The organism is Streptomyces sp. NRRL B-1347, from assembly GCF_000720325.1.
Classification (GTDB): Bacteria; Actinomycetota; Actinomycetes; order Streptomycetales; family Streptomycetaceae; genus Streptomyces.
Genome location: NZ_JOJM01000031.1, coordinates 87,767 through 109,483, shown reverse-complemented (window position 1 = coordinate 109,483; position 21,717 = coordinate 87,767). Strand labels below are relative to the sequence as shown.

The 21,717-nt window shown below is 74.8% G+C and carries 13 protein-coding genes, 1 tRNA gene and 2 pseudogenes; 5 read left to right on the top strand and 11 right to left on the bottom strand.

Features of this window, described 5'->3' with window-relative positions; genetic code table 11:
- Positions 1–411: 411 nt before the first annotated feature.
- Positions 412–1,293 (top strand): alpha/beta fold hydrolase, encoded by an 882-nt coding sequence (locus tag IG74_RS0124915; RefSeq protein WP_030681499.1) that lies wholly within the window; start codon positions 412–414, stop codon positions 1,291–1,293.
- Between the two features lie 151 nt (positions 1,294–1,444).
- Here the strand turns inward: IG74_RS0124915 and IG74_RS46180 are convergent.
- The 7 genes and pseudogenes from IG74_RS46180 to IG74_RS0124880 form a co-directional block, all read right to left on the bottom strand.
- A pseudogene (locus IG74_RS46180) lies at positions 1,445–3,368 on the bottom strand (DUF2264 domain-containing protein).
- Positions 3,365–4,345, bottom strand: coding sequence for a hydroxyacid dehydrogenase (locus IG74_RS0124905; RefSeq protein ID WP_051855336.1), 981 nt, complete (start codon positions 4,343–4,345; stop codon positions 3,365–3,367). The pseudogene IG74_RS46180 and the gene IG74_RS0124905 overlap by 4 nt, the downstream one beginning before the upstream one ends.
- A 23-nt stretch (positions 4,346–4,368) precedes the next feature.
- On the bottom strand, positions 4,369–5,232 hold the full coding sequence (locus tag IG74_RS0124900; RefSeq protein ID WP_030681494.1) for a carbohydrate ABC transporter permease: 864 nt from the start codon (positions 5,230–5,232) through the stop codon (positions 4,369–4,371).
- Positions 5,229–6,209 (bottom strand): carbohydrate ABC transporter permease, encoded by a 981-nt coding sequence (locus tag IG74_RS0124895; RefSeq protein WP_030681491.1) that lies wholly within the window; start codon positions 6,207–6,209, stop codon positions 5,229–5,231. The genes IG74_RS0124900 and IG74_RS0124895 overlap by 4 nt, the downstream gene beginning before the upstream one ends.
- 33 nt (positions 6,210–6,242) lie before the next feature.
- The gene (locus IG74_RS0124890) at positions 6,243–7,592 is read right to left on the bottom strand and encodes an ABC transporter substrate-binding protein (RefSeq protein WP_030681488.1); all 1,350 of its coding nucleotides are present in this window, start codon (positions 7,590–7,592) and stop codon (positions 6,243–6,245) included.
- 103 nt (positions 7,593–7,695) lie between these two features.
- On the bottom strand, positions 7,696–8,910 hold the full coding sequence (locus IG74_RS0124885; protein WP_078869013.1) for a substrate-binding domain-containing protein: 1,215 nt from the start codon (positions 8,908–8,910) through the stop codon (positions 7,696–7,698).
- Positions 8,911–9,055: 145 nt separating this feature from the next.
- A tRNA-Pro gene (locus IG74_RS0124880) sits at positions 9,056–9,129 on the bottom strand.
- A 137-nt stretch (positions 9,130–9,266) separates the two neighbouring features.
- Here IG74_RS0124880 and IG74_RS0124875 point away from each other — a divergent pair.
- The 4 genes from IG74_RS0124875 to IG74_RS0124860 all read left to right on the top strand — a co-directional run bounded on the left by IG74_RS0124875 (position 9,267) and on the right by IG74_RS0124860 (position 13,059).
- Positions 9,267–9,797, top strand: coding sequence for a DUF309 domain-containing protein (locus tag IG74_RS0124875; RefSeq protein ID WP_030681483.1), 531 nt, complete (start codon positions 9,267–9,269; stop codon positions 9,795–9,797).
- A 12-nt stretch (positions 9,798–9,809) separates the two neighbouring features.
- Entirely contained in the window at positions 9,810–10,586 is a 777-nt protein-coding gene (gene cobF / locus IG74_RS0124870; protein ID WP_030681480.1) for a precorrin-6A synthase (deacetylating), read from the top strand.
- A gap of 78 nt (positions 10,587–10,664) precedes the next feature.
- Positions 10,665–12,725: an MDR family MFS transporter gene (locus tag IG74_RS0124865; protein WP_051855303.1), complete on the top strand. Its 2,061-nt coding sequence runs from the start codon at positions 10,665–10,667 to the stop codon at positions 12,723–12,725.
- 142 nt (positions 12,726–12,867) lie between these two features.
- Positions 12,868–13,059 (top strand): hypothetical protein, encoded by a 192-nt coding sequence (locus IG74_RS0124860; RefSeq protein WP_158857751.1) that lies wholly within the window; start codon positions 12,868–12,870, stop codon positions 13,057–13,059.
- Positions 13,060–13,078: 19 nt separating this feature from the next.
- Here IG74_RS0124860 and IG74_RS0124855 read toward each other — a convergent pair whose 3' ends face one another.
- The 4 genes and pseudogenes from IG74_RS0124855 to IG74_RS54735 form a co-directional block, all read right to left on the bottom strand.
- Entirely contained in the window at positions 13,079–14,266 is a 1,188-nt protein-coding gene (locus IG74_RS0124855; RefSeq protein WP_030681471.1) for a thiolase family protein, read from the bottom strand.
- Between the two features lie 166 nt (positions 14,267–14,432).
- The gene (locus tag IG74_RS0124850) at positions 14,433–15,134 is read right to left on the bottom strand and encodes a class I SAM-dependent methyltransferase (RefSeq protein WP_234334446.1); all 702 of its coding nucleotides are present in this window, start codon (positions 15,132–15,134) and stop codon (positions 14,433–14,435) included.
- A gap of 28 nt (positions 15,135–15,162) precedes the next feature.
- Positions 15,163–20,775, bottom strand: coding sequence for a type I polyketide synthase (locus IG74_RS54740; protein ID WP_051855300.1), 5,613 nt, complete (start codon positions 20,773–20,775; stop codon positions 15,163–15,165).
- Between the two features lie 109 nt (positions 20,776–20,884).
- Positions 20,885–21,673: pseudogene (locus tag IG74_RS54735) on the bottom strand (beta-ketoacyl synthase N-terminal-like domain-containing protein); the annotation flags it as partial.
- Positions 21,674–21,717 lie beyond the last annotated feature (44 nt).

Below are 21,717 nucleotides of genomic sequence, written 5' to 3'. Positions count from 1 at the left end.
GCATATGTGTGGCGTCGCCATTCCCCGATGACGCCCGGCGCGGCACGCGGTGCGCGTGCCGCGCCACTGGGCCCGCGTCGGCGATCCTAGGCAGCCCCGGCCCGCGGCGGCCAGCACGTCAATGACGCACCGACGGGATTTCCACACCCTGGCTGTTTCAGCTCGTTCAGCTTTCCGGAAATCCGGCGACAAACAGCGCTGTTGGGGGTGACACGTGCCCCGCTTTCATCGACGCGGCGGCGTTCCGGCGCATGCATCGCGTCATGCGGGAGCACGTCGGCGGCCCGGTGGCCGCCCGGCCGCTCCCCCGGTCGCGCCGAGTCTCCGCGCCGTCCGCGATGAGTTTCGCCGGGCCCGGCGGTCTGATGGGTGAGAACGGCCGCGCCGGCCGAAGAGACCCGAGGAGACACCATGACCACGAAGCTCGACACCCACACCCTGGACACGTCCGGTGCCACGCTCACGTACGACGTCCGGGGCGAGGCGGGGACCGCGGGCGCGGACCACCCCGTGCTGCTGCTGATCGGTTCGCCGATGGACGCCGTCGGATTCACGACGCTCGCCTCGCACTTCACCGACCGGGTCGTCGTCACCTACGACCCGCGCGGCACCGGGCGCAGCGTCCGGACCGACGGCAAGGGCGAGTTGACGCCGGAGGTGCACGCCGATGACCTGCGGCAGCTGATCGAGGCGCTCGGCGTCGGGGCGGTGGACGTGTTCGCCAGCAGCGGCGGGGCGGTGAACGGCCTCGCGCTCGTCGCGCGCCACCCCGGCCTGGTGCGCACGCTCGTCGCGCACGAGCCGCCCGCGGTGCGGACCGTGCCGGACCACGAGCAGGCGTGGGCGGCCGTCGAGGACATCCACCGGACGTACCGGCGCGACGGCATGGGGCCCGCGATGGCCAAGTTCATCGCGCTGACGATGCAGAAGGGCCCGCTGCCGGACGGTTACGCGGACGCGCCGGCGCCCGACCCGGTCGCCTTCGGCCTTCCGGCCGAGGACGACGGCTCCCGCGACGACGCGCTGCTCGGGCAGAACCTCCGCGGCTGCTGCGGCTACCGGCCCGACTTCGACGCCCTGGCCGCCGCGCCGACGCGGATCGTCGTCGCGGTGGGCACGGAGTCGGAGGGCGAGCTGGCGGCCCGCGCGGGCGTCGCGGTCGCCGAACGCCTCGGCCTCTCGCCCGAGGTCTTCCCCAGCCATCACGGGGGCTTCCTGGGCGGCGAGTACGGCCAGCACGGCGAACCGGAACCCTTCGCGGCCAAGCTGCGCGAGGTACTCGCCACCACCTGAGGCCGAGCCGTCAGCGCAACCATCAAGCCCGCCCGGCACTTGAAGACGAACGCGCAGCACAACCATCAAGCCCGCCCGGCACTTGAAGACGAACGCGCAGCACAAGGATCAAGCCCGTCCGGCGCTTGAGGACGAGCGCGCAGCGCGATCATCAAGCCCGTCCGGCGCTTGAGGACGAGGCCGAAGGCCGATCGCCCGCACCCCCACCGTGGCGGACCCGCGGTGGCTCGAAGCCGACCGTGGTCCGCGAGCCGTCCGTCCAGCGCACCAGCACCTCGTCCGCGGACAGGACGGCCTCGCGGACCGCTCCGGCGAGCGGCGCGCCCGGCCCGGCCGCCCCCAGTGCGGCCAGCGCCACGTACACCCCGGTGCCCTCGGCTGCGGCCGAGAGCCGGGGCAGCCGCACCCACGGTTCGTACGCCGTGCCCTCGGGGGCCCGCACCTCGTCCGGCTGGTCCCAGCCGTACAGGCCGACGAGCTCCGAGCGGAGCGCCCGCGTGGCCCAGCCGGTGAGGGTCACCCGCGCGCCGGGCGGGGCGCCCACGACGCGGTGGACCCGCAGCTCGTAGGGGCCGCGCGCGACGGTGACGCTCTCGACGCGCAGTCCCGGCACCATCGGCGGCCCGGAGCCGAACACCGGCCGGTGCCAGGAGGCGGCCCAGCCCCAGCCGTCGCCGTGCCCCGCGCCGAGGGGGCGGATGCGGCGCCGGACGCTCGCGACGCCTTCGACCACCACCGCCAGGTGGTTGTCCGCGGCGTTGGCGAGCGAGGTGGGGCCGGTGTGCGTGGAGTAGGCGAGCCGTCCGTAGTGCGGGTCGTCCTGGGCGGCGGACTCGCCCTCGTGCGGCCGGACGTGGTCGCTGCCGTGGTTGTGAAGCCGTACGATCCCGTCCGCCTGGGTCGCCTGGACGAGAAGGCCGGGCGCGGGCAGCGCGAGCACCCGGTCCCCCGTCTCGCTCGGCGCGGACTCCCACCGCCGTCCACAGCGGGTCGGTCGCGGGGGCCAGCAGCGCCACGAAGGCCTTCGCCGCCCAGTAGGGGGACGCCGGGCCCGAGTAGGACTGGAGCGTGGCGGCGTGCGGCCCGTGCCAGCCGAGGCTCAGCAGCCCGTCGGCGGTGAGCGCGCCGCGGTCGAGGAAGTGGCGCAGAGCCCCGCTGGCGATGCGGCGCGAGGCGCCGGGCGGCAGCGGGGTGTGGCCGGTGACCGCTCCTGCGCCGACGGCCGCGGTGGCCGCGAAGCGGTAGGTGAGCGAGCGCCCGAAGTGGACCGGCGCGCCGTCCCCGCCGAAGAACAGCGCGTAGCCCTCCAGGTGGGCGCGCAGCCGCGGCCCGAGCCGGGCCGCGAGGGCCGCGTCGCCCGTGAGGTGCGCGTGCAGCAGCGGATACAGGTGCAGGGCCCAGCCGTTGTAGTGGTCGAAGGCCCGCCCGTCGCCGTCGGCGTACCAGCCGTCGCCCCGGTACCAGGTGTCCAGGAGGGCGAGCGCGCGCTCCATGGCGCGTGCCGTCGCCGCGTCGCCGCGGCCGACGGACTCCAGGAAGGACGCCACCATGAAGGGGAACAGGTACCAGTTGTTGGGTGCGGGGACGTGGGTGAGCGCGCCGCGCAGCCAGCTCTCCGCGCGGTCCCGCACGGCGTCGTCGAGGCGGTCCCACAGCCACGGCCGGGTCAGCGCGAGGCCGAGCGCGACGGACGCCGACTCGACCATCGGCTGGCCCTGTACGTGGTGGTCGAGGATCAGCGGCCACGACTCGGTGTCGTCGCGGCCGGGCGCGCGGGTGCCCGCCGCGAGGCCGCGCGCGTACCGCTCCAGCCAGCCGTGCGGGTCGGCGCCGCCCGCGCCCGCGACGCGGAAGCCCGCCGCGAGGAACGTACGGGCGTAGCCTTCGAGCCCGTCCGAGCGGACCCCGGACGCGGAGGGGCGGCCGGGCAGGTCGAGCAGGGCGCACCCGGGGGTGGACCAGCGCCACGCGGCGCCGAGCAGGCCGTCGGCGACGGCTTCCCAGTGCGCGCGGGTGTATCCGGTGTGCGGGCTCAGGTCCCGGTCCGCCGCGGGCAGCTCGAAGGGGAGGGTCATGCCAGGTACGCCAGCCTTTCGCGTCGTACGGGATGGGCGAGGCCCTCGCCCGCGGCCCAGCGGGCCACCTCGCCGACGGCCGTGTCGGCGAGGCGCTGCCACTCGCTGCCCTGGGAGCCCGCGAGGTGCGGGGTGATCAGGGCGTTCGGGCAGTCCCACAACGGGTGGCCTGCGGGCAGGACTTCGGGGTCCGTCACGTCGAGCACCGCCCTGATCCGGCCCGCGCGCACCACGTCGGTGAGGGCGTCCTGGTCGACGACGGCGCCGCGCGAGGTGTTGATCAGGGTGGCTCCGGGCCGCATGGAGGCGAGCAGGTCCCGGCCGACCAGGCCGCGGGTCGCGGGCAGCAGCGGCGTGTGCACGCTCACCAGGTCGCCGCGCGTGAAGAGGCCGGGCAGGCTCACCCGCTCCGCGCCGAGTGCGGCGGCCTCGGCCGCGCCGACGTACGGGTCGTGAAGGAGCACCTCGAAGTCGAAGGGGCGCAGCAGCTCGATGACCCGGCGGCCGATGAGCGAGGCGGAGAGGATGCCCACGGTGCGGCGGTAGTTGCCGACCTCGTGGGGGGTGCGCAGCCAGTCGTCGCGCTCGCGGGCGCGCCGGTAGTCGCGGGCCCGCTCCAGGACGTGCTTGCCGTGCAGCAGGATCATCGCGAGGGTGTACTCGGCGACGGGGAGCGCGTTGGCCGCGGCGGCCGACGACACCGCGATGCCCCGCTCCCAGCAGGCGTCGGTGACGTGTCCGCGCACCGATCCTGCCGCGTGCACCACGGCCCGGAGGCGGGGCGCCGCCGCGAGCACGCCGACGTCGAGCGGCGGGCAGCCCCAGCCCGTCACGAGGACCTCGACGTCGGCGAGCACTTCCTTGGCGCGGCCGGTCGTCAGGTCGTCGAGCGCGGGCGGCGGCGCCAGGTCGCACACCTCGGCGAGCGCGGCGAGCGAGCGCGGCGCGAAGACGGCTGCCGCGGCCCGCGGCGACATGGCGAGCGCGGCGCGGGGCGGGGTCACTTGACCGCTCCCGCCGTGAGGCCCGAGCGCCAGAACCGCTGCAGGAGGACGAAGGCGAGTATCAGCGGGACGACCGCGAGCAGCGAGCCGGTGATGACCACCGGGTAGTACTCGGGCGAGACCGTCGCCTGGCTGTTCCACTGGTACAGGCCGAGGCTCACCGGGTACAGGTCCTGGTCCGACAGCATCACCATCGGCAGGAAGAAGTTGTTCCAGATCGCGGTGAGCTGGAAGAGGAACACCGTGATCAGACCGGGGCCGAGCATGCGCAGGGAGACGCGGACGTACGTCGTGAGCTCGCCCGCGCCGTCGACGCGGGCGGCCTCCAGGACCTCGTCGGGCACGTAGCCCTGGCTGAAGATCCGGCCCAGGTAGACGCCGAAGGGGTTGAAGAGGACCGGGACGAAGACCGCCCAGAAGGTGTTCACCAGACCGGCTTCGGAGGCCAGCAGGTACAGCGGAAGGGCGAGGACCGTCTGGGGCACCATGACCGCGGCGAGCACCAGGCCGAACAGCTTCTCCTTGTGCCGGAAGCGGTACTTGTCGAAGGCGTAGCCGCAGGCGACGCTGATCAGCGCGCCGAGGGCCGCGCCCAGGACGGCGTAGAGCAGGCTGTTGCCGTACCAGCGGCCGTACAGGCCGCCGTCCATGGCGAACACGTCCTTGACGTTCTGGACCAGGGAGAAGTCGCCGAAGGACAGCAGGCTGCTGCTGAACAGGGCGTCGCGGGTCTTCGTCGCGGCGAGCACCAGCCAGAGGACCGGAAGCAGCGTGTAGAGGACGAAGAGCGCGACGACGGCGTTGACCGTGGCCCGGCCGAGCAGGCGCGGGCGCGTCGGAGTGGAGTCGTGCGCGTTCATCGGGCGGCCTCCACGGTCCGGTCGGCGCGGCCGGTCCAGCGGGTGACGGCGTAGGACACGGCGACGGTGAGGGCGAGGAGGATCACCGAGGCGGCGGCGGCCAGCGAGTAGTTGTTGCGGGTGAAGGCGGCGTCGTAGATGTACATGCTGGGCGAGAACCGGGAGTTGATCATCTGTGAGGACTGGCTGAGCAGCATCGGTTCGGTGAACAGCTGGAGCGCCCAGATCAGGGTGAACATGGCGACCACCACGATCGAGGAGCGCACGAGCGGCGTCTTCACCTGGAGCGCGGTGCGCACGGGCCCCGCCCCGTCCACGACCGCCGCCTCGACGACCTCGCGCGGGACCGCCTGGAGGGCGGCGTAGAAGACGACCATGTTGTAGCCGAGGTTGCTCCACAGGGCGATGTTCACGATCGACGGCAGCGTGGTGTGCAGGCCGAGGAAGTCCACCGTGACGTCGGCCTTGTTGAGGGCGTCGATGACCGGGCTGATGCCGGGTGTGTAGAGGTAGAGCCAGATCAGGGCGGCGATGATGCCGGGCACCGCGTGCGGCAGGAACAGGCCCAGCTGGGCCCAGGCGCGCAGCCGTACGACGCCGGAGTCGAGGAGCAGCGCGAGGGCGAGGGAGCCGAGCACCATCAGGGGGATGTAGAGCAGGCAGTACAGCGCGACCGTGCCGAGCCCGGACAGGAACGTGGGGTCGGTGAGCACGGCGGCGTAGGAGCGCACGCCCACGAAGACGGTGCGCTCGGGGCCGAAGCCGAGGCCCGGCTGGTCGTCGCTGAAGAGGCTCAGCCACACGGCAGTCCCGACGGGGACGAGGAAGACGACGGTGAGGAGGAGGAAGAACGGGGCCATCAGGACGCCCGCCGCGGTGCGTCTGCGGCGCTCGGCCACGCGCTTGGCCTTGCGCCCGGGCACGTCGGCGGCCCGCTGCGGGGCGGGGGCCGCGGGGGCGTGGGCTGTCGCGGTCATGGGGGGGGCACCTGCCTTTCGGGGTGCGGGCGTTCACGTGGTGTGCTGGGTGGTGGCCAGGCCGAGCGCCTTGAGGTCGGGCATCGTGCCGTCCTGCGCGGCGCGCACGGCGGACAGGACGGTGCCGGAGCCGCCTCCGGCGCGGGCGAAGGCGTCCTGCATGACCTTGCTGGTGGCGGTCATCCGGGGGCCCCACATCCAGCCGTCGCGGATCTTGCGGGCCTCGTCGTCGAAGAGCGCGTAGACGTCCTGGCCGCCGTAGTAGTCGCGGTCGAAGGCCGCCCGGCCGACCGCCACGAGTGCGGACGCGGCCGGGTACTGGCTGCTCGCGCCGCTGGAGAGGCGGGCCTTGAGGGCGTCGGGGTGGGAGACCTGCCACTCGATGAACTCCATGGCGGCCTCCGGGTGCCTGCTGTCCTTGGTCACGGCGAAGGTGGAGCCGCCGTGCGTGCCGACGACGGGCCGGTCCGGGTCCCACTGGGGCAGCGGCGCGATCCGCCACCGGCCCTTCTGGCCGGGCCGCGCGTTCATCTGCGCGCCCGCCTCCCAGGCGCCGCTGAACCGGGTCAGGACCAGGCCGTTCCCGATCTGGGCGTCGAACAGACGGCTCTCGACGGCGTTGACGTGGACGAGGTCCTCGTCGATCAGTCGCTGCCAGTACGCCGCCACGCGCCGGGTCGGAGCGTCCGCGAGGGACACGTTCCAGGCGCCGCCGGAGGTGTCGAACCACTGGGCGCCCGCCTGCCAGGCCCAGGCGGCGAAGTGCATCGCGCCGTCCGTGGGGAAGACCGCCGCCCTGCGGCCCTCACCGCGGCCCGGCACCTTCCGGGCGAGCTCGGCGAACTCGTCCCACGTGGCGGGGACCTCGAAGCCGTACGTCTCGAAGAGGTCCGCGCGGTAGTGCAGCACCATCGGCTCGACGTCGAGCGGCACGCTGTAGGTGCGCTTCTCGAACGTGGTCAGGCCGAGCGCCTGAGGCAGCAGCTTGGCCCGCAGCCCGTCGCCGAGCAGCGGCGTGAGGTCACGGGCCACGCCGTCTATCGCGAAGCCCGGCACCTGGGGGTACTCGATCGTGGCGACGTCGGGGGCGTTGCCCGCGCGCGCCGCGTTGCTCAGCTTCGCGTAGCCGCCGTGGTTGCCGGACGGCACCTGCTCGAAGTCGACCTGGATGTGGTCGTGCGTCCGGTTGAAGGCGTCCACGACCTCCCGGCTGCCGCGCAGCGCGGACCAGAAGGTGAGGGTGGTGACGCCGTTGGCACGTCTGCCGCCCGCGGCGGACGCGCCGCCGCCCCCGCCGCAGGCGCCGAGGGCGCCCGTGAGCGGCAGGGCGGTGAGCGCGGCGAGCACTCCCCGGCGGCTGGGGCGGCTGTGTCGAGCAGGCATGGGCGCCTCCCGCGGCTCCTGCGTGTCCGAGTCACGGGAATACTGATCGCCTGAGCGAACCTGGTCAATAGACCGATCAGAAGAAGATGAACCGATCAAACGCTCATCGTGGCACGGAAGTTGCGCCCGCGGCGCCCCGGCCCTGCCCCTCGGCCTCCGCCCCGCTCTGCCCCTCGTCCTCCGCCCCGCTCTGCCCCTGGGCCTCCGCCCCGCGCGGAGCCGACGTCGAGCCGCGGACCTTCAGCTCGGGCAGCAACTCCACGCGCCGCACCGGCTCCGCCGCGCCGCCGTCCGCCACCCGCCCGAGACGGCGCAGGAGCAGCTCGGCCGCCGCCCTGCCGATGTCCGCCTTGGGCGGGGACACGGCCGTCAGGGGGGTGCTGCCGAGCGCCGCGACCACGTCGTCGTACGCGATCACGGAGCAGTCCTCGGGGACCCGGATCCCGGCGTCGCGCAACGCCTGCACCAGCATCAGCGCGTCCACGTCACCGTGCAGGACGGCGGCCGTCGCACCCGATTCGCCGAGCAGCGAGGGCAGATCGACCGGCTGCTCGGCGGTCGGCGCCGCCGGGTCCGGGACCGCTCCGGGAGAGCTGAGGGCGACCGCCCACGCGTCGACGTGGGGGTGGTCCGCCGCGATCTCGGCGAACGCCGCGCGCAGGGTGCGCGCCGTCGGGCTGTCGTCGCGCGCGGCGAGCACGACGCGCCGGTGCCCGAGGCCCGTGAGGTGCTCGACGGCGAGGTGGACGCCGTACCAGTGGTCCGTGCACACCGCGTCGACGGCGTGCAGCGCGCTGCCGCGCCGGGGCCTGCGCTCCATCACGACCGTGGGCACCCCGACGCGCGCCAGCCAGGCGTAGTCGGCCTCCTCGGTGGCCCGGCTGCGCCAGCGCGGCGCGATCAGCAGGCCCCGCGCACCGTCCGCCAACGCCCGCTCCACCAGCGGCTGTTCGGCGCCGGGTGCGGCCGGGGCGATGTGCAGCGCGATGCGCACGCCCGCCTCCTCGAAGGCGGAGCGGGCGCCGTGCAGCGTCTCGTACAGATAGGAGTGGCGCTCGGGCACCACGACCGCGACGGGGCCTTCGTCCGCCGTGGGGTCGGGAGCGGGGGCCGTCCGCCGCCCGGGCTCGGGCAGGACCGGCCGGGCCACCCCGTGGCCGCGGCGCAGCTTGCCCTCGCGGGCGAGCTCCTCCACGTCGCGCCTGAGGGTCACCACCGACACCGCGAGCTCCGCCGCGAGGTCGCTGACCCGGGTCGCGCCGCGCGACCGCACCACGGCGAGGATCCGCTGCCGCCTGAGGTCCACCGGTTCGCGCATGCTGCTGCCCCCTCGCCCACCGCTGTTCGTTTGAGCGCTTCCCTGAGCGCTTCGCACGGCGGCAGCATAGCCAGCGGTCGCGGAACGACCGAGGGGCCGTTTCAGATCTCTCTGAAACGGCCCCTCGACTCGCGACTTCGCAAAGTCGGGACGACAGGATTTGAACCTGCGACCCCTTGACCCCCAGTCAAGTGCGCTACCAAGCTGCGCCACGTCCCGGTGCGTTCCTCGCGGTGTGTGTTCCGCGTGATCACGCAGGTAGAACTCTACCCCACGTGCGGGGGTGGTCCCGGCCGTCCCCTTCGCAGGTCACCGCCCGGAGGCGGGGTGCGGGGCGGGGGCGGGAGAATCGCCGCATGACGAGCGCACTTGGACCAGGCGACCGGGACCGGGACACGGCGGGCCGGGCGCGCAGCGCGCGACCGCGCGACGGCCTCGGGCGGCCGCTGCCGTACGGGGCCGAAGGCGTCGAGCGGCAGCCGGAGGGCGTGCCCCGCACCCCGGCGGAGACCCTCGCCGAGGCGCAGGCGCTCCTCGACGCCGGGCGGCCCTTCCACGCGCACGAGGTCTTCGAGGACGCCTGGAAGGCGGGTCCTGACGAGGAGCGCGGCCTGTGGCAGGGGCTCGCGCAGCTCGCCGTGGGCCTGACGCACGCGGCGCGCGGCAACGCGAAGGGCGGGGCGCGGCTGCTGCTCAGGGGCGCGGGCGCCGTCGCGGCGTGGAGCGCGGCGGAGCCGGGCCGGGAGCGGCCGTACGGGATCGGCGTACCGGAACTGCTCGCGTGGGCGCGGGGGTTGGCGGCGCGGGTGGAGCGGGGCGAGGTGCCCATCGACGCGGCGGCGGCCGCGCCGACGCTGGCCCCCGGCGCGGCGCGCGGGGACGGGTGACACACTCCTGACGTGCGAAGGATTCATGTCATCGGGATCGGCGCGGGCGACCCGGACCAGCTGACCCTGCAGGCGGTCAAGGCGATGAGGGACACCGACGTGTTCTTCGTCCTCGACAAGGGCGAGGAGAAGGCGGACCTCGTCGCGCTGCGCCGGGGGATGCTCGACGCCCACCGCCCGGACGGGGCGTACCGCGTCGTCGAGGCCCGCGACCCGCGGCGCGACCAGGAGGCGGACCGGGTCGCCTACGCCGGCGCGGTCGACGACTGGCGCGGCCGCCGCGCCGACATCTACGAGCGGCTGATCGCCGACGAGCTGGGCCCGGAGGGCACCGGTGCCTTCCTGGTGTGGGGCGACCCGGCGCTTTACGACAGCACGATCGCGATCCTGGAGGACGTCGTCGGGCGCGGCGCCGTCGCCTTCGCGTACGACGTCGTGCCCGGGGTCAGCAGCGTGTCCGCGCTCGCCGCCCGGCACCGGGTGGGCCTGAACCGCGTCGGGCGCCCCTTCCAGGTCACCACCGGGCGCCGGCTGAGCGACGAGGGCTTCCCCGAGGGCGTGGACGACGTGGTGGTGATGCTGGACGCGCGGCAGGCCTTCCAGCGGTACGCCGACCGGGACGACCTCGACATCTACTGGGGCGCCTACATCGGCACGCCCGACGAGATCCTCGTCTCCGGGGCGCTGCCCGAGGCGGCCGGGCGCATCGGGCGGCTGCGGGCCGAGGCCCGGGAGCGCAAGGGCTGGATCATGGACACGTATCTGCTGCGGCGGCGCCCGCGGGACTGAGCCGGGGGCCGGGCCCGCCCGTCACCGGACCGGACGGCCCGGCATGCACACGCCCGGTACCGGTGTGAGGGTGTGCCTGTGACCGTCACCGAGCACGCCGAGGCCGCGCGGGCGCCGGAGCAGGGCCCGCCGGTCCTGGACCGGCGCCGCCGCAATGTCGTCTTCGTCACGATCATGCTGGGCGTCCTGCTCGCCGCGCTCGACCAGACGATCGTCGGCACCGCCCTGCCGACGATCGTGTCGGACCTGGGCGGCGCCGCGCACATGTCGTGGGTGGTGACGTCGTACCTGCTCGCGGAGACCGTCGCGACGGTCCTCGTCGGCAAGTTCGGTGACCTGTTCGGCCGCAAGGTCGTCTTCCAGGTGTCGGCGGTCGTCTTCATCACCGGCTCGTTCCTGTGCGGCCTGGCCACGAACATGTCGCTGCTGATCGCCTGGCGGGCGATGCAGGGCATCGGCGCGGGCGGTCTGATGGTCACGTCGATGGCGCTGATCGCCGATGTGATCCCGCTGCGGGAGCGCGGCAAGTACCAGGGCGCGATCGGCGCCGTCTTCGGCGTGTCCACGGTCATCGGACCGCTGCTCGGCGGCCTGTTCACCGACCATCTGAGCTGGCGCTGGGCGTTCTACGTCAACGTGCCCATCGCGATCCTGGTCGTCGTGGCCGCCGCCCGCACCATCCCGTCGGTGAAGTCGGCGGCGCGGCCCGTCATCGACTACCTGGGCATCGCGCTCGTCGCGATCGGCTCCAGCGCGCTGATCCTGGCGACGAGCTGGGGCGGCAACGAGTACGCGTGGGGCTCGGGCGTCATCATCGCCCTGTTCGCGGGCGGGCTCGCCGCGCTCGCGGGCTTCTGCTGGGCGGAGACGCGCGCGGCGGAGCCGATGCTGCCCATGCGCCTGTTCGCGAACCCCGTGTTCACGGTGTGCTCGGTCCTCAGCTTCATCGTGGGCTTCGCGATGCTCGGCGCGATGACGTTCCTGCCGACGTACCTCCAGTACGTCGACGGGGACTCGGCGACGATCTCCGGGGTGCGCACCCTGCCGATGGTCGTCGGCCTGCTCATCGCGTCGATCTTCAGCGGCAACGTGGTCAGCAGGACGGGCACGTACCGGATCTTCCCGATCGTGGGCGCCCTGGTGATGGCGGTCGGTCTCTATCTGATGTCCCTGATGGGCAGCGCGACCAGCGCGTGGCTGGAGTCGCTGTACATGTTCGTGCTCGGCGTCGGCATCGGCCTGTGCATGCAGGTCCTCACGATCGCCGTGCAGAACACCGTCGCGTACGCGGACCTGGGCACCGCGACGTCCGGCGTCACGTTCTTCCGCACCCTCGGCAGCTCCTTCGGCACGGCCGTGTTCGGCACGATCTACGCCAACACGCTGGCCCCGAACCTGCGGGACGGGGTCGCCGACGCGGCGCGGACGGGCACCGCGCCCGAGGACGCGATCGCGAAGGCCTCGCAGAGCCCGGAGGGCCTGCACGAGCTGCCGGACGCGGCGGCGGCGCCGCTCGTCGAGGCGTACGCGGACACGCTCCAGACGGTGTTCCTGTGGACGGTGCCGGTGGCCCTGGTGGGGTTCGTGGTGGCGCTGTTCCTCAAGCAGGTGGAGCTGCGCGACAGCGCGCGGATGAGCTCCAGCGACATGGGCGAGGGCTTCGCCTCGCCGTCGTCGGCGGGCGACTCGGCCCGGCTCCTGGAGCTGGCCGTCGGCAACATCCTGCGCCGCAAGGGCCCCGGCACCGCGCGCAGCGTGATCCACCGGTCCGACACGCGCCTGGACCCGGCGGGCGCCTGGGCGGTGATGCAGGTGGCGCTCTTCACCCGCCTGGTCGGCCACGCCAACCTGAACCTCATCGCGGCCCGGCGGCAGCTGCCGCCGGAGGTCCTGGTGCCGGTGTTCGACCGCATGGTCGAGGAGGGCTACCTCAGCCGCAGCGGCACCCTGTTCCAGCACACCGCGGCGGGCGAGCGGGAGGCCGAGGTCATCGGCAAGGAGTGGGCGCGCTGGCTCAGCGAGGAGCTGGCGAAGGACGGCCGGCCCGAGGGCGGGACCGTCCAGGACGACGCCGCGCTGACGGCGGCGGTCGACACGATCGCCAAGCGGCTGCTCGCGGAGGACCTGAGCACCCCGTAGGGGCCGCGGACGACCGAAGAACCCTCCCCGCGCGTCGGTCGTGCCAAACGTTTCCGTGCGCCGGGTCCGCCGTATCCGTGGAACTCGGGCGGGCAGGTTGACCCCGCCGTGGCCCGGCCGCGGGCCGGGGCGTTGGGTGGGCATGGAGACCGACGGCGCAATCCACCAGGTACACGCCCGGCTCGTCGGGGCGTACTGGCTCGACTCCCCCTACCTCAAGCACCCGGGGTGCTGCTGTTGCGCACCGGCCAGGCCCGCCCGGCCGTGGGGCGTGACAGCGGTGGGGCTCGCCTGTCTGGCCCTGGCGCTCGCCGTGGCCGTCACGCTCACCTAGCCGGGCGCGCGGCCGGGCGTCAGTCGCGCTCGACGAGCAGGGCGCTGCCCTGCCCCACGCCGACGCACATCGTGGCGAGGCCGCGGCCGGCACCGGTGCGCCGCATGCGGTGCAGGAGCGTGGTGAGGATCCGGGCGCCGGAGCAGCCCAGGGGGTGGCCCAGGGCGATGGCGCCGCCGTCCGGGTTGACCAGGTCGGGGTCGATGCCGAGCGTGTCCACGCAGGCGATCGCCTGGGCCGCGAAGGCCTCGTTGAACTCGGCCTCCTGCACGTCCGCGACGGACCAGCCGACCCGGGCGAGGGCCTTGCGCGTCGCGGGCACGGGCCCGATGCCCATCACGTCCGGGTGGACGCCCGCGCTGGCCCCTGCCACGTACCGGCCGAGGGACACCAGGCCGAACTCGCGCAGCGCCTCCTCGCTGACGAGCAGCAGGCCCGCGGCGCCGTCGTTCATCGGCGACGCGTTGCCCGCGGTGACGCTGCCGCCGTCGCGGAAGACCGGGCGCAGCTTGCTGAGCTTCTCGTACGAGGTGTCCTCGCGGATGGCCTCGTCGGCGTCGACGACCGTGCCGTCCGGGGTGCTGACGGGCAGCAGCTCGGCGTCGAAGTGGCCGTTCTTGCGGGCGGCGGCGGCGCGCTGGTGGCTGCGCAGCGCGAAGGCGTCCTGGCGCTCGCGGGAGACGCCGTGGCGCTCGGCCACCTCCTCCGCGGTCTGCCCCATGGACAGGAGCCCGTGCAGTTCCTTCATCCGCGGGTTGACCAGGCGCCAGCCGAGGCGGGTGTCGGCGGTCTCCATGCGGTGCGGCAGCGCCTCGTCGGGGCGCGGCAGCACGAAGGGCGCGCGGCTCATGGACTCCGAGCCGCCCGCGACGACGACGTCGGCCTCGCCGGAGGCGATGGCGCGGGCCGCCGTGGTGACGGCCTCAAGGCCTGAGGCGCACAGCCGGTTCACGGTGGCTCCGGGCACGGACTCCGGCAGGCCGGCGAGCAGCGCGGCCATGCGGGCCACGTTGCGGTTGTCCTCGCCCGCCTGGTTGGCGGCGCCCCAGTAGACGTCGTCGACGCGGGCCGGGTCGAGGTCCGGCGCGCCGTCGAGCAGCCCGCGCACGACGGTGGCGGCGAGGTCGTCGGGGCGGACGGAGGACAGGGCCCCGCGGAGCCGCCCGATGGGGGTGCGGCGGGCGGCGGCGAAGTGAACGGTGCGCACGGCGACTCCGGAGCGTGAACGGCCGACAAGCGGTTAATTAGCGCTGCTAGTTTCGGAGTGTACGTGGCGCCCGGGTCCGGGGGGAAGCACGAAGGTCGTCCCGGCCCGGCCGCTCCCCCGGGGCCGCCCGCGCGCGGCCCCGGGAAGCCGGCCCGGCCCGGCGGCCTCAGGAGGGCGTCCAGCCGCGGAAGATGCCGACGCACCCCCGCACGGTCAGGTCGTGGCGGTCGAAGTGCTGGTCGAGCTGCGCGCGCAGGTCCTCCAGGTGGTCGTCGTCGTTGTGGAAGGCGCCCCGCTTGTTCAGCATCCGCAGGGCCCGGCGGGCGGAGCGGGACACCGGGACGCCGCCCGTGAGGACCGTGGTGCCGAAGACGACGCCGCCGGGGCGGACGACGGCCGCGGCGTGCGCGAGCGCGACGCCCTTCTCGCGCAGGCTCCCGGGGACGCAGTGCAGCAGGTAGCTCATGCCGACCGAGTCGTGCGACTCCTTCGGCACGGGCAGGGGCTCCAGGATGTTGGCGCGGACCGTGGCGACCTCGTAGCGCCGCAGCCGGTGGGCCGTGTGCGCCAGGGAGTTGGGGTTGAGGTCGACCAGGGTGATCCGGGGGTCGGACACGGGGAACCGGGCGTGGTGCAGCAGATAGCCGCTGCCCACGCCGATGTCCATGTGGCGCGCGCCGACCTCGTTGTCGTACAGCGTCCGGGAGACGGCGGGCGGGCACCCCCACAGGAGGGGGGCGGTGCCGCGGTAGACGGTGAGGTCGTAGAGGTTGAGGAACGGCTTCGAGTACCCCGACTGCCCGTCGATGACGGCCTGGTCGAGGTGGCCGACGGGCTTGCTGCCGCTGGTGCCGTTGGACGTCATCATGCTCCTAGGGTGGTCGGGTGCCGTGGCCTCAGTGCAGACCGCCGAGCCAGTCCCGCACCGCGCGCAGGGCGGGCTCGCTGTGCTCGCGGACGATCGAGAAGTGGGTGCCCGCCGTGTCGACGGCGGTGTGCGGCAGGTGCCAGCGCGGCCGCCAGTCGTCGGGTGCCCCGCCGGAGTCCGGTTCACCTGTGGCCGGTTCGCCTATGGCCGGTTCGCCCGTGGCCGGTTCGTCGAAGGCCGGTTCCGCGGCGCGGACGAGCAGGGTGGGCGCGCCGATGGCGTGCGGGCGCCACGTCTCGAACAGCTGTGAGTAGTGCGCGAGGGCGGTGAGGTACGCGTCGTCCCCGGCCTCCTCCGTCCACAGCACGTCCGGCGAACCGGCGGCGCGGGCCCGTTCGATCCGGGCGTGCAGCCGCGGGATCGTCGCGCTGCCGGGCCAGTGGCTGTCCAGGAGGACCACGGCGGCGGGGCCCGCCCCGCGCTCTTCGAGTACGGCCGCGGTGGCGTGGGCGATCCAGCCGCCCGCCGAGTAGCCGAGCAGCACGGCGGGTCCGGCGTCGGCGCGGGTCTCGACCCCGTCGGCCAGGAGGCGCGCGAGCGCGTCCACGGACGCGGGCAGCGGCTCCTGCCAGCTGAACCCCGGGACGGGCTGGGCCCACACGTCGTGCTCGCCGTCGGCCGCGGCGGCCAGGCGCGCGTACTGGGGCGCGCCCGCGCCGACGGCGAACGTCGGGAAGCAGACCAGGTCGGGGCCCGCGCCCGCGGAGCCGCGCGCGAGACGGACGCGCGGCGGGCGCAGCCGCTCGTCGGGCGCGTCGAAGGTGGGGCGGAACCGGGCGACGCCGCGGACCAGTTCGTGGAACTCCTCGGTGCGCCCGAGCTCGCCCGCGCGGGCGAGCAGCGGCCCCAGGGTGAACCGCTCCCCCGGCTCGGGCGCCGCGTCGGCCGTGCCCTCGGGGCCCGAGGTCTCCCACCGGTCCGCGAGGAACCGGGCCACGTCGGTGACGGTCGGGTGCTGGAAGACGAGGGCCGGCGGCAGGCGGAGTCCGGTGGCCGCGCCGAGCCGGTTGCGCAGGTCCACCGCGGTCAGCGAGTCGAACCCCAGCTCCGGCAGGTTCCTGTCATCGGCGACCGCGGCCGCGTCGGCCAGCTTGAGCACGGCCGCGACCTCGGCGCGGACGAGGGCGGTGACGAGCTCACGCCGCTCGTCCGGTCCGGCCGCGGCGGCCAGACGGGCGCGGAACTCCCGCCCCCGCTCGGCGCGCGCGGAGCCGCCTCCGCTCCCGGCCCGTGAGCCGCCGAGCGGCGAGCCGGTCGCCTCGGGCCAGTAGCGTTCGCGCTGGAACGCGTACGTGGGCAGCTCCACCAGGCGGGCGCCGGCGTCGGCGAGCGGCGTGTCCCAGTCCACGGCCGCGCCGCCGACGTGCAGGCGGGCCAGGGCGGTCAGGAGGGCGCGGACCGTGGCGCCGTCGCGGTCCGGATCCAGGTGCTCGTGCGCCCCTTGGCCGTCGGGCCACCGCGGCGCCTCGTCGGGCGTGCCGGTCTCGCGGGCGAGGCGGGACCAGTGCTCCGGGGCGGAGAGTTCCTCGTACGACACCGGGCCGCCGGTCCGGCCGGAGACGAGGGGGATCACCGGCGGGCGGAACGTCAGCTCCTTGGCGGCGCGGTGGACGCCGTCGGCCTCGCCGTCGAGGGCGGAGGCGAGCGCCACCGCGTCCGCCAGGGACAGGGCGCCCGCGCAGTGCGCCGCCGTCACCTCACCGACGCCGTGGCCGACGAGGTGGTCGGGGGTGACGCCCCAGTGCTCCAGGAGCCGGAACAGCGCGACGTCCGCGGCGAACCGGGCCAGGGCGCCGGTCACGACGGGCTCGTCCGGATGCGCGGCGCACGCGGCGGCGACCTCCTCCAGGGCGGCCGCGTGGACCTGGAGCCGCGCGTACGCCGGGTCGGTGCGGGCGGCGGGGTCCCCGCCGGTGAGGCGGAGCGCCACCCTGCCGCGTGCGCGGGCCGCGCCCCGCAGGACGTGCGGGGCGCTGCTCCCCTGCCCGCCCTGTCCGTCCTGCCCGCCCTGCCTGCTCTCTCCGCCCTCTCCGCCTTCTCCGTCCTCTCCGCCCTCCGCGATCAGTGCGAGGCCCGCGAGGAGCGTCTCCCGGTCCTCGCCGATGACGACGGCCCGGTGCTCGAGGGCGGCCCGGGTGCCCGCCAGCGACCGCGCGACGTCGGCCGGGGCGAGGTCGGGGCGCTCCGCGGCGAACTGCCGCAGGCGCGCGGCCTGTTGGCGTACGGCCTGCTCGGTCTTGCCGGAGAGCGGCCAGGGCACGGCGGGCAGCGGCGACCGCTCGGGGGGCTCGCTCGGCTGCGGCTCGGCTGCGGGATCGAGGGGCTCGGCGGGCGCCTGCTCCAGGATCACGTGCGCGTTCGTGCCGCTGATCCCGAACGACGAGACGCCCGCACGCCGCGCCCGGCCGGTGTCCGGCCACGGCCTGGCCTCGGTCAGCAGCTCCACGGCGCCCGACGACCAGTCCACGTGCCGGGTGGGGTCGTCCACGTGCAGGGTGGGCGGCAGGACGCCCTGCCGCAGCGCGAGCACCGTCTTGATGACGCCGCCCACGCCGGCCGCGCCCGCCGTGTGGCCGATGTTGGACTTCAGGGACCCCAGCCACAGGGGCGACCGGGCGGGCCTCCCCTGGCCGTACGTGGCCAGGAGCGCCTCCGCCTCGATGGGGTCGCCGAGGGTGGTGCCGGTCCCGTGCGCCTCGACGGCGTCGACGTCCCGGGGGTCGAGTCCGGCGTGGGCCAGGGCCTGCCGGATCACCCGCTGCTGGGCGAGGCCGTTGGGCGCGGACAGGCCGTTGCTGGCCCCGTCCTGGTTGATCGCGGAGCCGCGGATCACGGCGAGGACCTCGTGGCCCTCGCGCCGGGCCTTCGACAGCGGCTCCACCAGGAGCACGCCGACGCCCTCGCCCCAGCCGGTGCCGTCGGCCGCCGCGGCGAACGCCTTGCACCGGCCGTCGGGGGCCAGGGCGCCCTGCGCGCTGAACTCCACGAAGGCGCCCGGCGTCGACAGGACCGTGACGCCCGCCACCAGGGCGGCCGTGCAGTCGCCCTGCCGCAGGGCCTGCACCGCGAGGTGGAGGGCGACCAGGGACGACGAGCAGGCGGTGTCCACGGTCACGGCGGGGCCTTCGAGGCCGAAGGCGTAGGCGAGCCGCCCCGAGGCGACGCTCGTCGACGTGCCGGTCATCAGATGCCCGGCGCTCTCGTCGGGGTCCGCGGTGAGCAGCGGCAGGTAGTCCTGGCCGCTGAGGCCGACGAACACGCCGGTGCTGCTGCCGCGCACCGCGTCGGGCGCCAGCTTCGCCCGCTCGAACGTCTCCCACGCCACCTCCAGGAGGAGGCGCTGCTGCGGGTCCATGGCCAGGGCCTCGCGGGGGCTGATGCCGAACAGGAGCGGGTCGAACCGGTCGGCGTCGTGCAGGAATCCGCCGCGGCGGACGTAGGTGCGCCCCGGGGTGCCCGGCGTCGGGTCGTACAGGTCCGTGACGTCCCAGCCGCGGTTGGCGGGGAACGACGAGGTCGCGTCGCGGCCCGACGCCACCAGGTCCCACAGCTGCTCCGGCGACGCCACGTCGCCGGGGAACCGGCAGCCCATCGCGACGATCGCGACCGGCTCGTCGGCGACGGACGCCGTCACCACCGGTGCGGCGGCCACTTCTTGACTGCCCGTCAGGAGGGTGCGGAGGTGGGCGGCGAGGCGCTCGGCCGTGGGGTGGTCGAAGACGGCAGCGGGGGAGACGCGGACGCCGGTCGTGGTGGCGAGCCGGTTGCGCAGCTCCATCGCCGTCATCGAGACGAAGCCGAGGTCGGTGAAGGCCTGGGTGGCGTCGAGGTCGGCGGGATCGCGGTGGAGCACGGCGGCGGCGTGCTCGCACACCGTCTCCAGGACCAGGCGCTCCCCCGCGCTCTCGGGCAGTTCCGCGAGGCGCTGGCGGAACCGGGCGGCCGCGCTGTCGTCGCCCTCCCGGGCCTGCACGGCGGCCAGGGCTCCGTCCGGCCAGTAGCGGCGGCGCTGGAAGGCGTGGGTCGGCAGGTCCACCAGACGGGCCCGCGGCCCGATGCGGCCCGACCAGTCCACGCGTACGCCCTGGACGTGCGCCTCCGCGAGGGAGGTGGCCACGCGCCGGGCGTCGCCCTCGCCGCGCCGCAGCGAGGTGAGGACGGTGCCTTCGGCGGCGGCGCCGTCGAGGATCTCGTGCACGGACACCGCGAGCACCGGGTGCGGGCTCACCTCGACGTACGTGCGGTGCCCCGCGGTGAGCAGGGCACGCACGGTGGGGTCGAAGCGGACCGTCCGGCGCAGGTTGCGGTACCAGTAGGCGGCGTCGAGCCCCTCGGTGTCGAGGAGGCCGCCGGTGACCGTCGAGTGGAACGGGATCTCGGCCGGGCGGGGTGCGATGTCGGCGAGCACGGCGAGGAGTTCGGCCTCAAGGGGCTCGACCTGGGCCGAGTGCGAGGCGTAGTCCACGGCGACGCGTATCGCCCGGACGCCTTCCCGCTCGGCGGCCGCGAGGAGTTCGTCGAGGGCCTCGGCGTCGCCGGACACCACGACGGAGGAGGGGCTGTTGGCCGCGGCCACGGACAGGCGCGCACCCCACTCGGCGAGCCGCTCGCCCGCTTGGTCGAGCGGCAGCGCGAGGAACGCCATGCCCCCGCTGCCCGCCAGTCGTTCGGCGACGAGGCGGGAGCGCAGCGCGACGATCCGGGCCCCGTCCTGGAGGGACAGCGCGCCCGCCACGCACGCGGCGGCGATCTCGCCCTGCGAGTGGCCGACCACGGCGCCCGGTTCGACGCCGTACGAGCGCCACAGCTCGGCGAGGGAGACCATCATGGCCCACAGCGCGGGCTGCACCACGTCGACGCGGTCGAGCGAGGCCGCGCCCTCGGCCCCGCACACGACGTCGACGAGCGAGAAGTCGACGTGGGGTGCGACGGCGGCGGCGCACGCGCGCAGCCGGTCGCGGAAGACCGCGGAGTCGCGGTACAGGTCCGCGGCCATGCCCGCCCACTGGGCGCCCTGGCCGGGGAACACGAACACCGGCTTCCCCGGCTCCCGGGCGACGCCCTCCACCACATCCGCCGCGGTCCTGCCCTCGGCCACGGCGTCGAGCCCCGCGAGGTAGCCGTCGTGGTCGTCGGCCAGCACGATCGCGCGGTGGTCGAAGGCGGTGCGCGAGGCCAGGAGGGCGTGGCCGACGTCGGCCGGGGACAGCTCGGGGCGGTCCCGCACGTGGTCGCGCAGCCGGGCCGCCTGCTCCCGTAGGCCGCCGTCGCTGCGCGCGCTGACCAGCCAGGGCACGGGGGCGGCTGCGGAGTCCTTCTCAGCTTCGGTCGTGCCGTCGAGGGTCGCCGGATCCGCGGGTTCCGGGGCCGGGAAGCCGTCGTGGTCCGTCTGCTCCAGGATCACGTGGGCGTTGGTGCCGCTGATGCCGAAGGAGGAGACGCCCGCGCGGCGCGGGCGCCCGGTCTCGGGCCAGGTGCGGCCCTCGGTGAGGACGCGTACCGTGCCCGGGGACCAGTCGACGTGCGGGGTCGGCTCGTCGACGTGCAGAGTGGGCGGCAGGACGCCCCGGCGCAGCGCCATCACCGTCTTGATGCCGCACCACGGCGAGCACCGGATGCCCGTTGCGCCGCGCGTCGGAGAGCCGCTCAAGGAGGACGAGCCCGACGCCCTCGCCCCAGCCGGTCCCGTCCGCAGCCGCCGCGAACGCCTTGCACCGGCCGTCCGGAGCGAGCCCCCGCTGCCTGCTGAACTCCACGAACATGCTCGGCGTCGGCATCACCGACGCGCCGCCCACCAGGGCCGTGGCGCACTCGCGCTGGCGCAGCGACTGCACCGCCAGGTGCAGGGCCACCAGCGAGGCCGAACACCCGGTGTCCACGGTGATCGCCGGGCCTTCGAGGCCGAACGTGTAGGCGAGGCGGCCCGAGAGGACGCTGGCGAGGAACCCCGTCGAGTAGCCCTCGAAGTTCTCCCGGGCGCCCTGGAGCAGCATCGCGTACTCCTGGCTGCTGGTGCCGACGAAGACGCCGGTCCTGCTGCCCCGCAGCGCGGCCGGGGGGATGCCCGCGCGCTCGAAGGTCTCCCAGGCCACCTCCAGGAGGAGGCGCTGCTGGGGGTCGAGGGTCAGCGCCTCGCGCGGGGTCACGCCGAACAGGCCCGCGTCGAAGGACGCCACGTCGTCGAGGAAGCCGCCCTCGCGCGCGACGCTCGTACCGAAGCGGTCCGGGTCCGGGTCGTAGAGCCCCTCGACGTCCCAGCCGCGGTCGTCGGGGAACGGCGCGACCGCGTCGCGCCCTGAGGCGACCAGGTCCCACAGGTCCTCGGGGGAGCGGACGCCGCCCGGGTAGCGGCAGCCCATCGCGACCACCGCGACCGGCTCCCCCGCCGCCTCCTCGACGTCGCGCAGGCGCTCCCGCGTCTCGTGCAGGTCGGCGGTCACCCGCTTGAGGAAATAGCGAATCTTGTCTTCCGTCACCATCTGAAATCCACCTCGTCGAGACGTCACCGATGTCCGCTCGCGCA

What these genes read in the sequence shown, in the direction of transcription:
- IG74_RS0124915 (WP_030681499.1), top strand. Translation starts at nt 412, where the DNA reads ATGACCACGAAGCTCGACACCCACACCCTGGACACGTCCGGTGCCACG.
- IG74_RS0124905 (WP_051855336.1), bottom strand. Translation starts at nt 4,345, where the DNA reads ATGTCGCCGCGGGCCGCGGCAGCCGTCTTCGCGCCGCGCTCGCTCGCC.
- IG74_RS0124900 (WP_030681494.1), bottom strand. Translation starts at nt 5,232, where the DNA reads ATGAACGCGCACGACTCCACTCCGACGCGCCCGCGCCTGCTCGGCCGG.
- IG74_RS0124895 (WP_030681491.1), bottom strand. Translation starts at nt 6,209, where the DNA reads ATGACCGCGACAGCCCACGCCCCCGCGGCCCCCGCCCCGCAGCGGGCC.
- IG74_RS0124890 (WP_030681488.1), bottom strand. Translation starts at nt 7,592, where the DNA reads ATGCCTGCTCGACACAGCCGCCCCAGCCGCCGGGGAGTGCTCGCCGCG.
- IG74_RS0124885 (WP_078869013.1), bottom strand. Translation starts at nt 8,910, where the DNA reads ATGCGCGAACCGGTGGACCTCAGGCGGCAGCGGATCCTCGCCGTGGTG.
- IG74_RS0124875 (WP_030681483.1), top strand. Translation starts at nt 9,267, where the DNA reads ATGACGAGCGCACTTGGACCAGGCGACCGGGACCGGGACACGGCGGGC.
- IG74_RS0124860 (WP_158857751.1), top strand. Translation starts at nt 12,868, where the DNA reads ATGGAGACCGACGGCGCAATCCACCAGGTACACGCCCGGCTCGTCGGG.
- IG74_RS0124850 (WP_234334446.1), bottom strand. Translation starts at nt 15,134, where the DNA reads ATGATGACGTCCAACGGCACCAGCGGCAGCAAGCCCGTCGGCCACCTC.
- IG74_RS54740 (WP_051855300.1), bottom strand. Translation starts at nt 20,775, where the DNA reads ATGGCGCTGCGCCGGGGCGTCCTGCCGCCCACTCTGCACGTCGACGAG.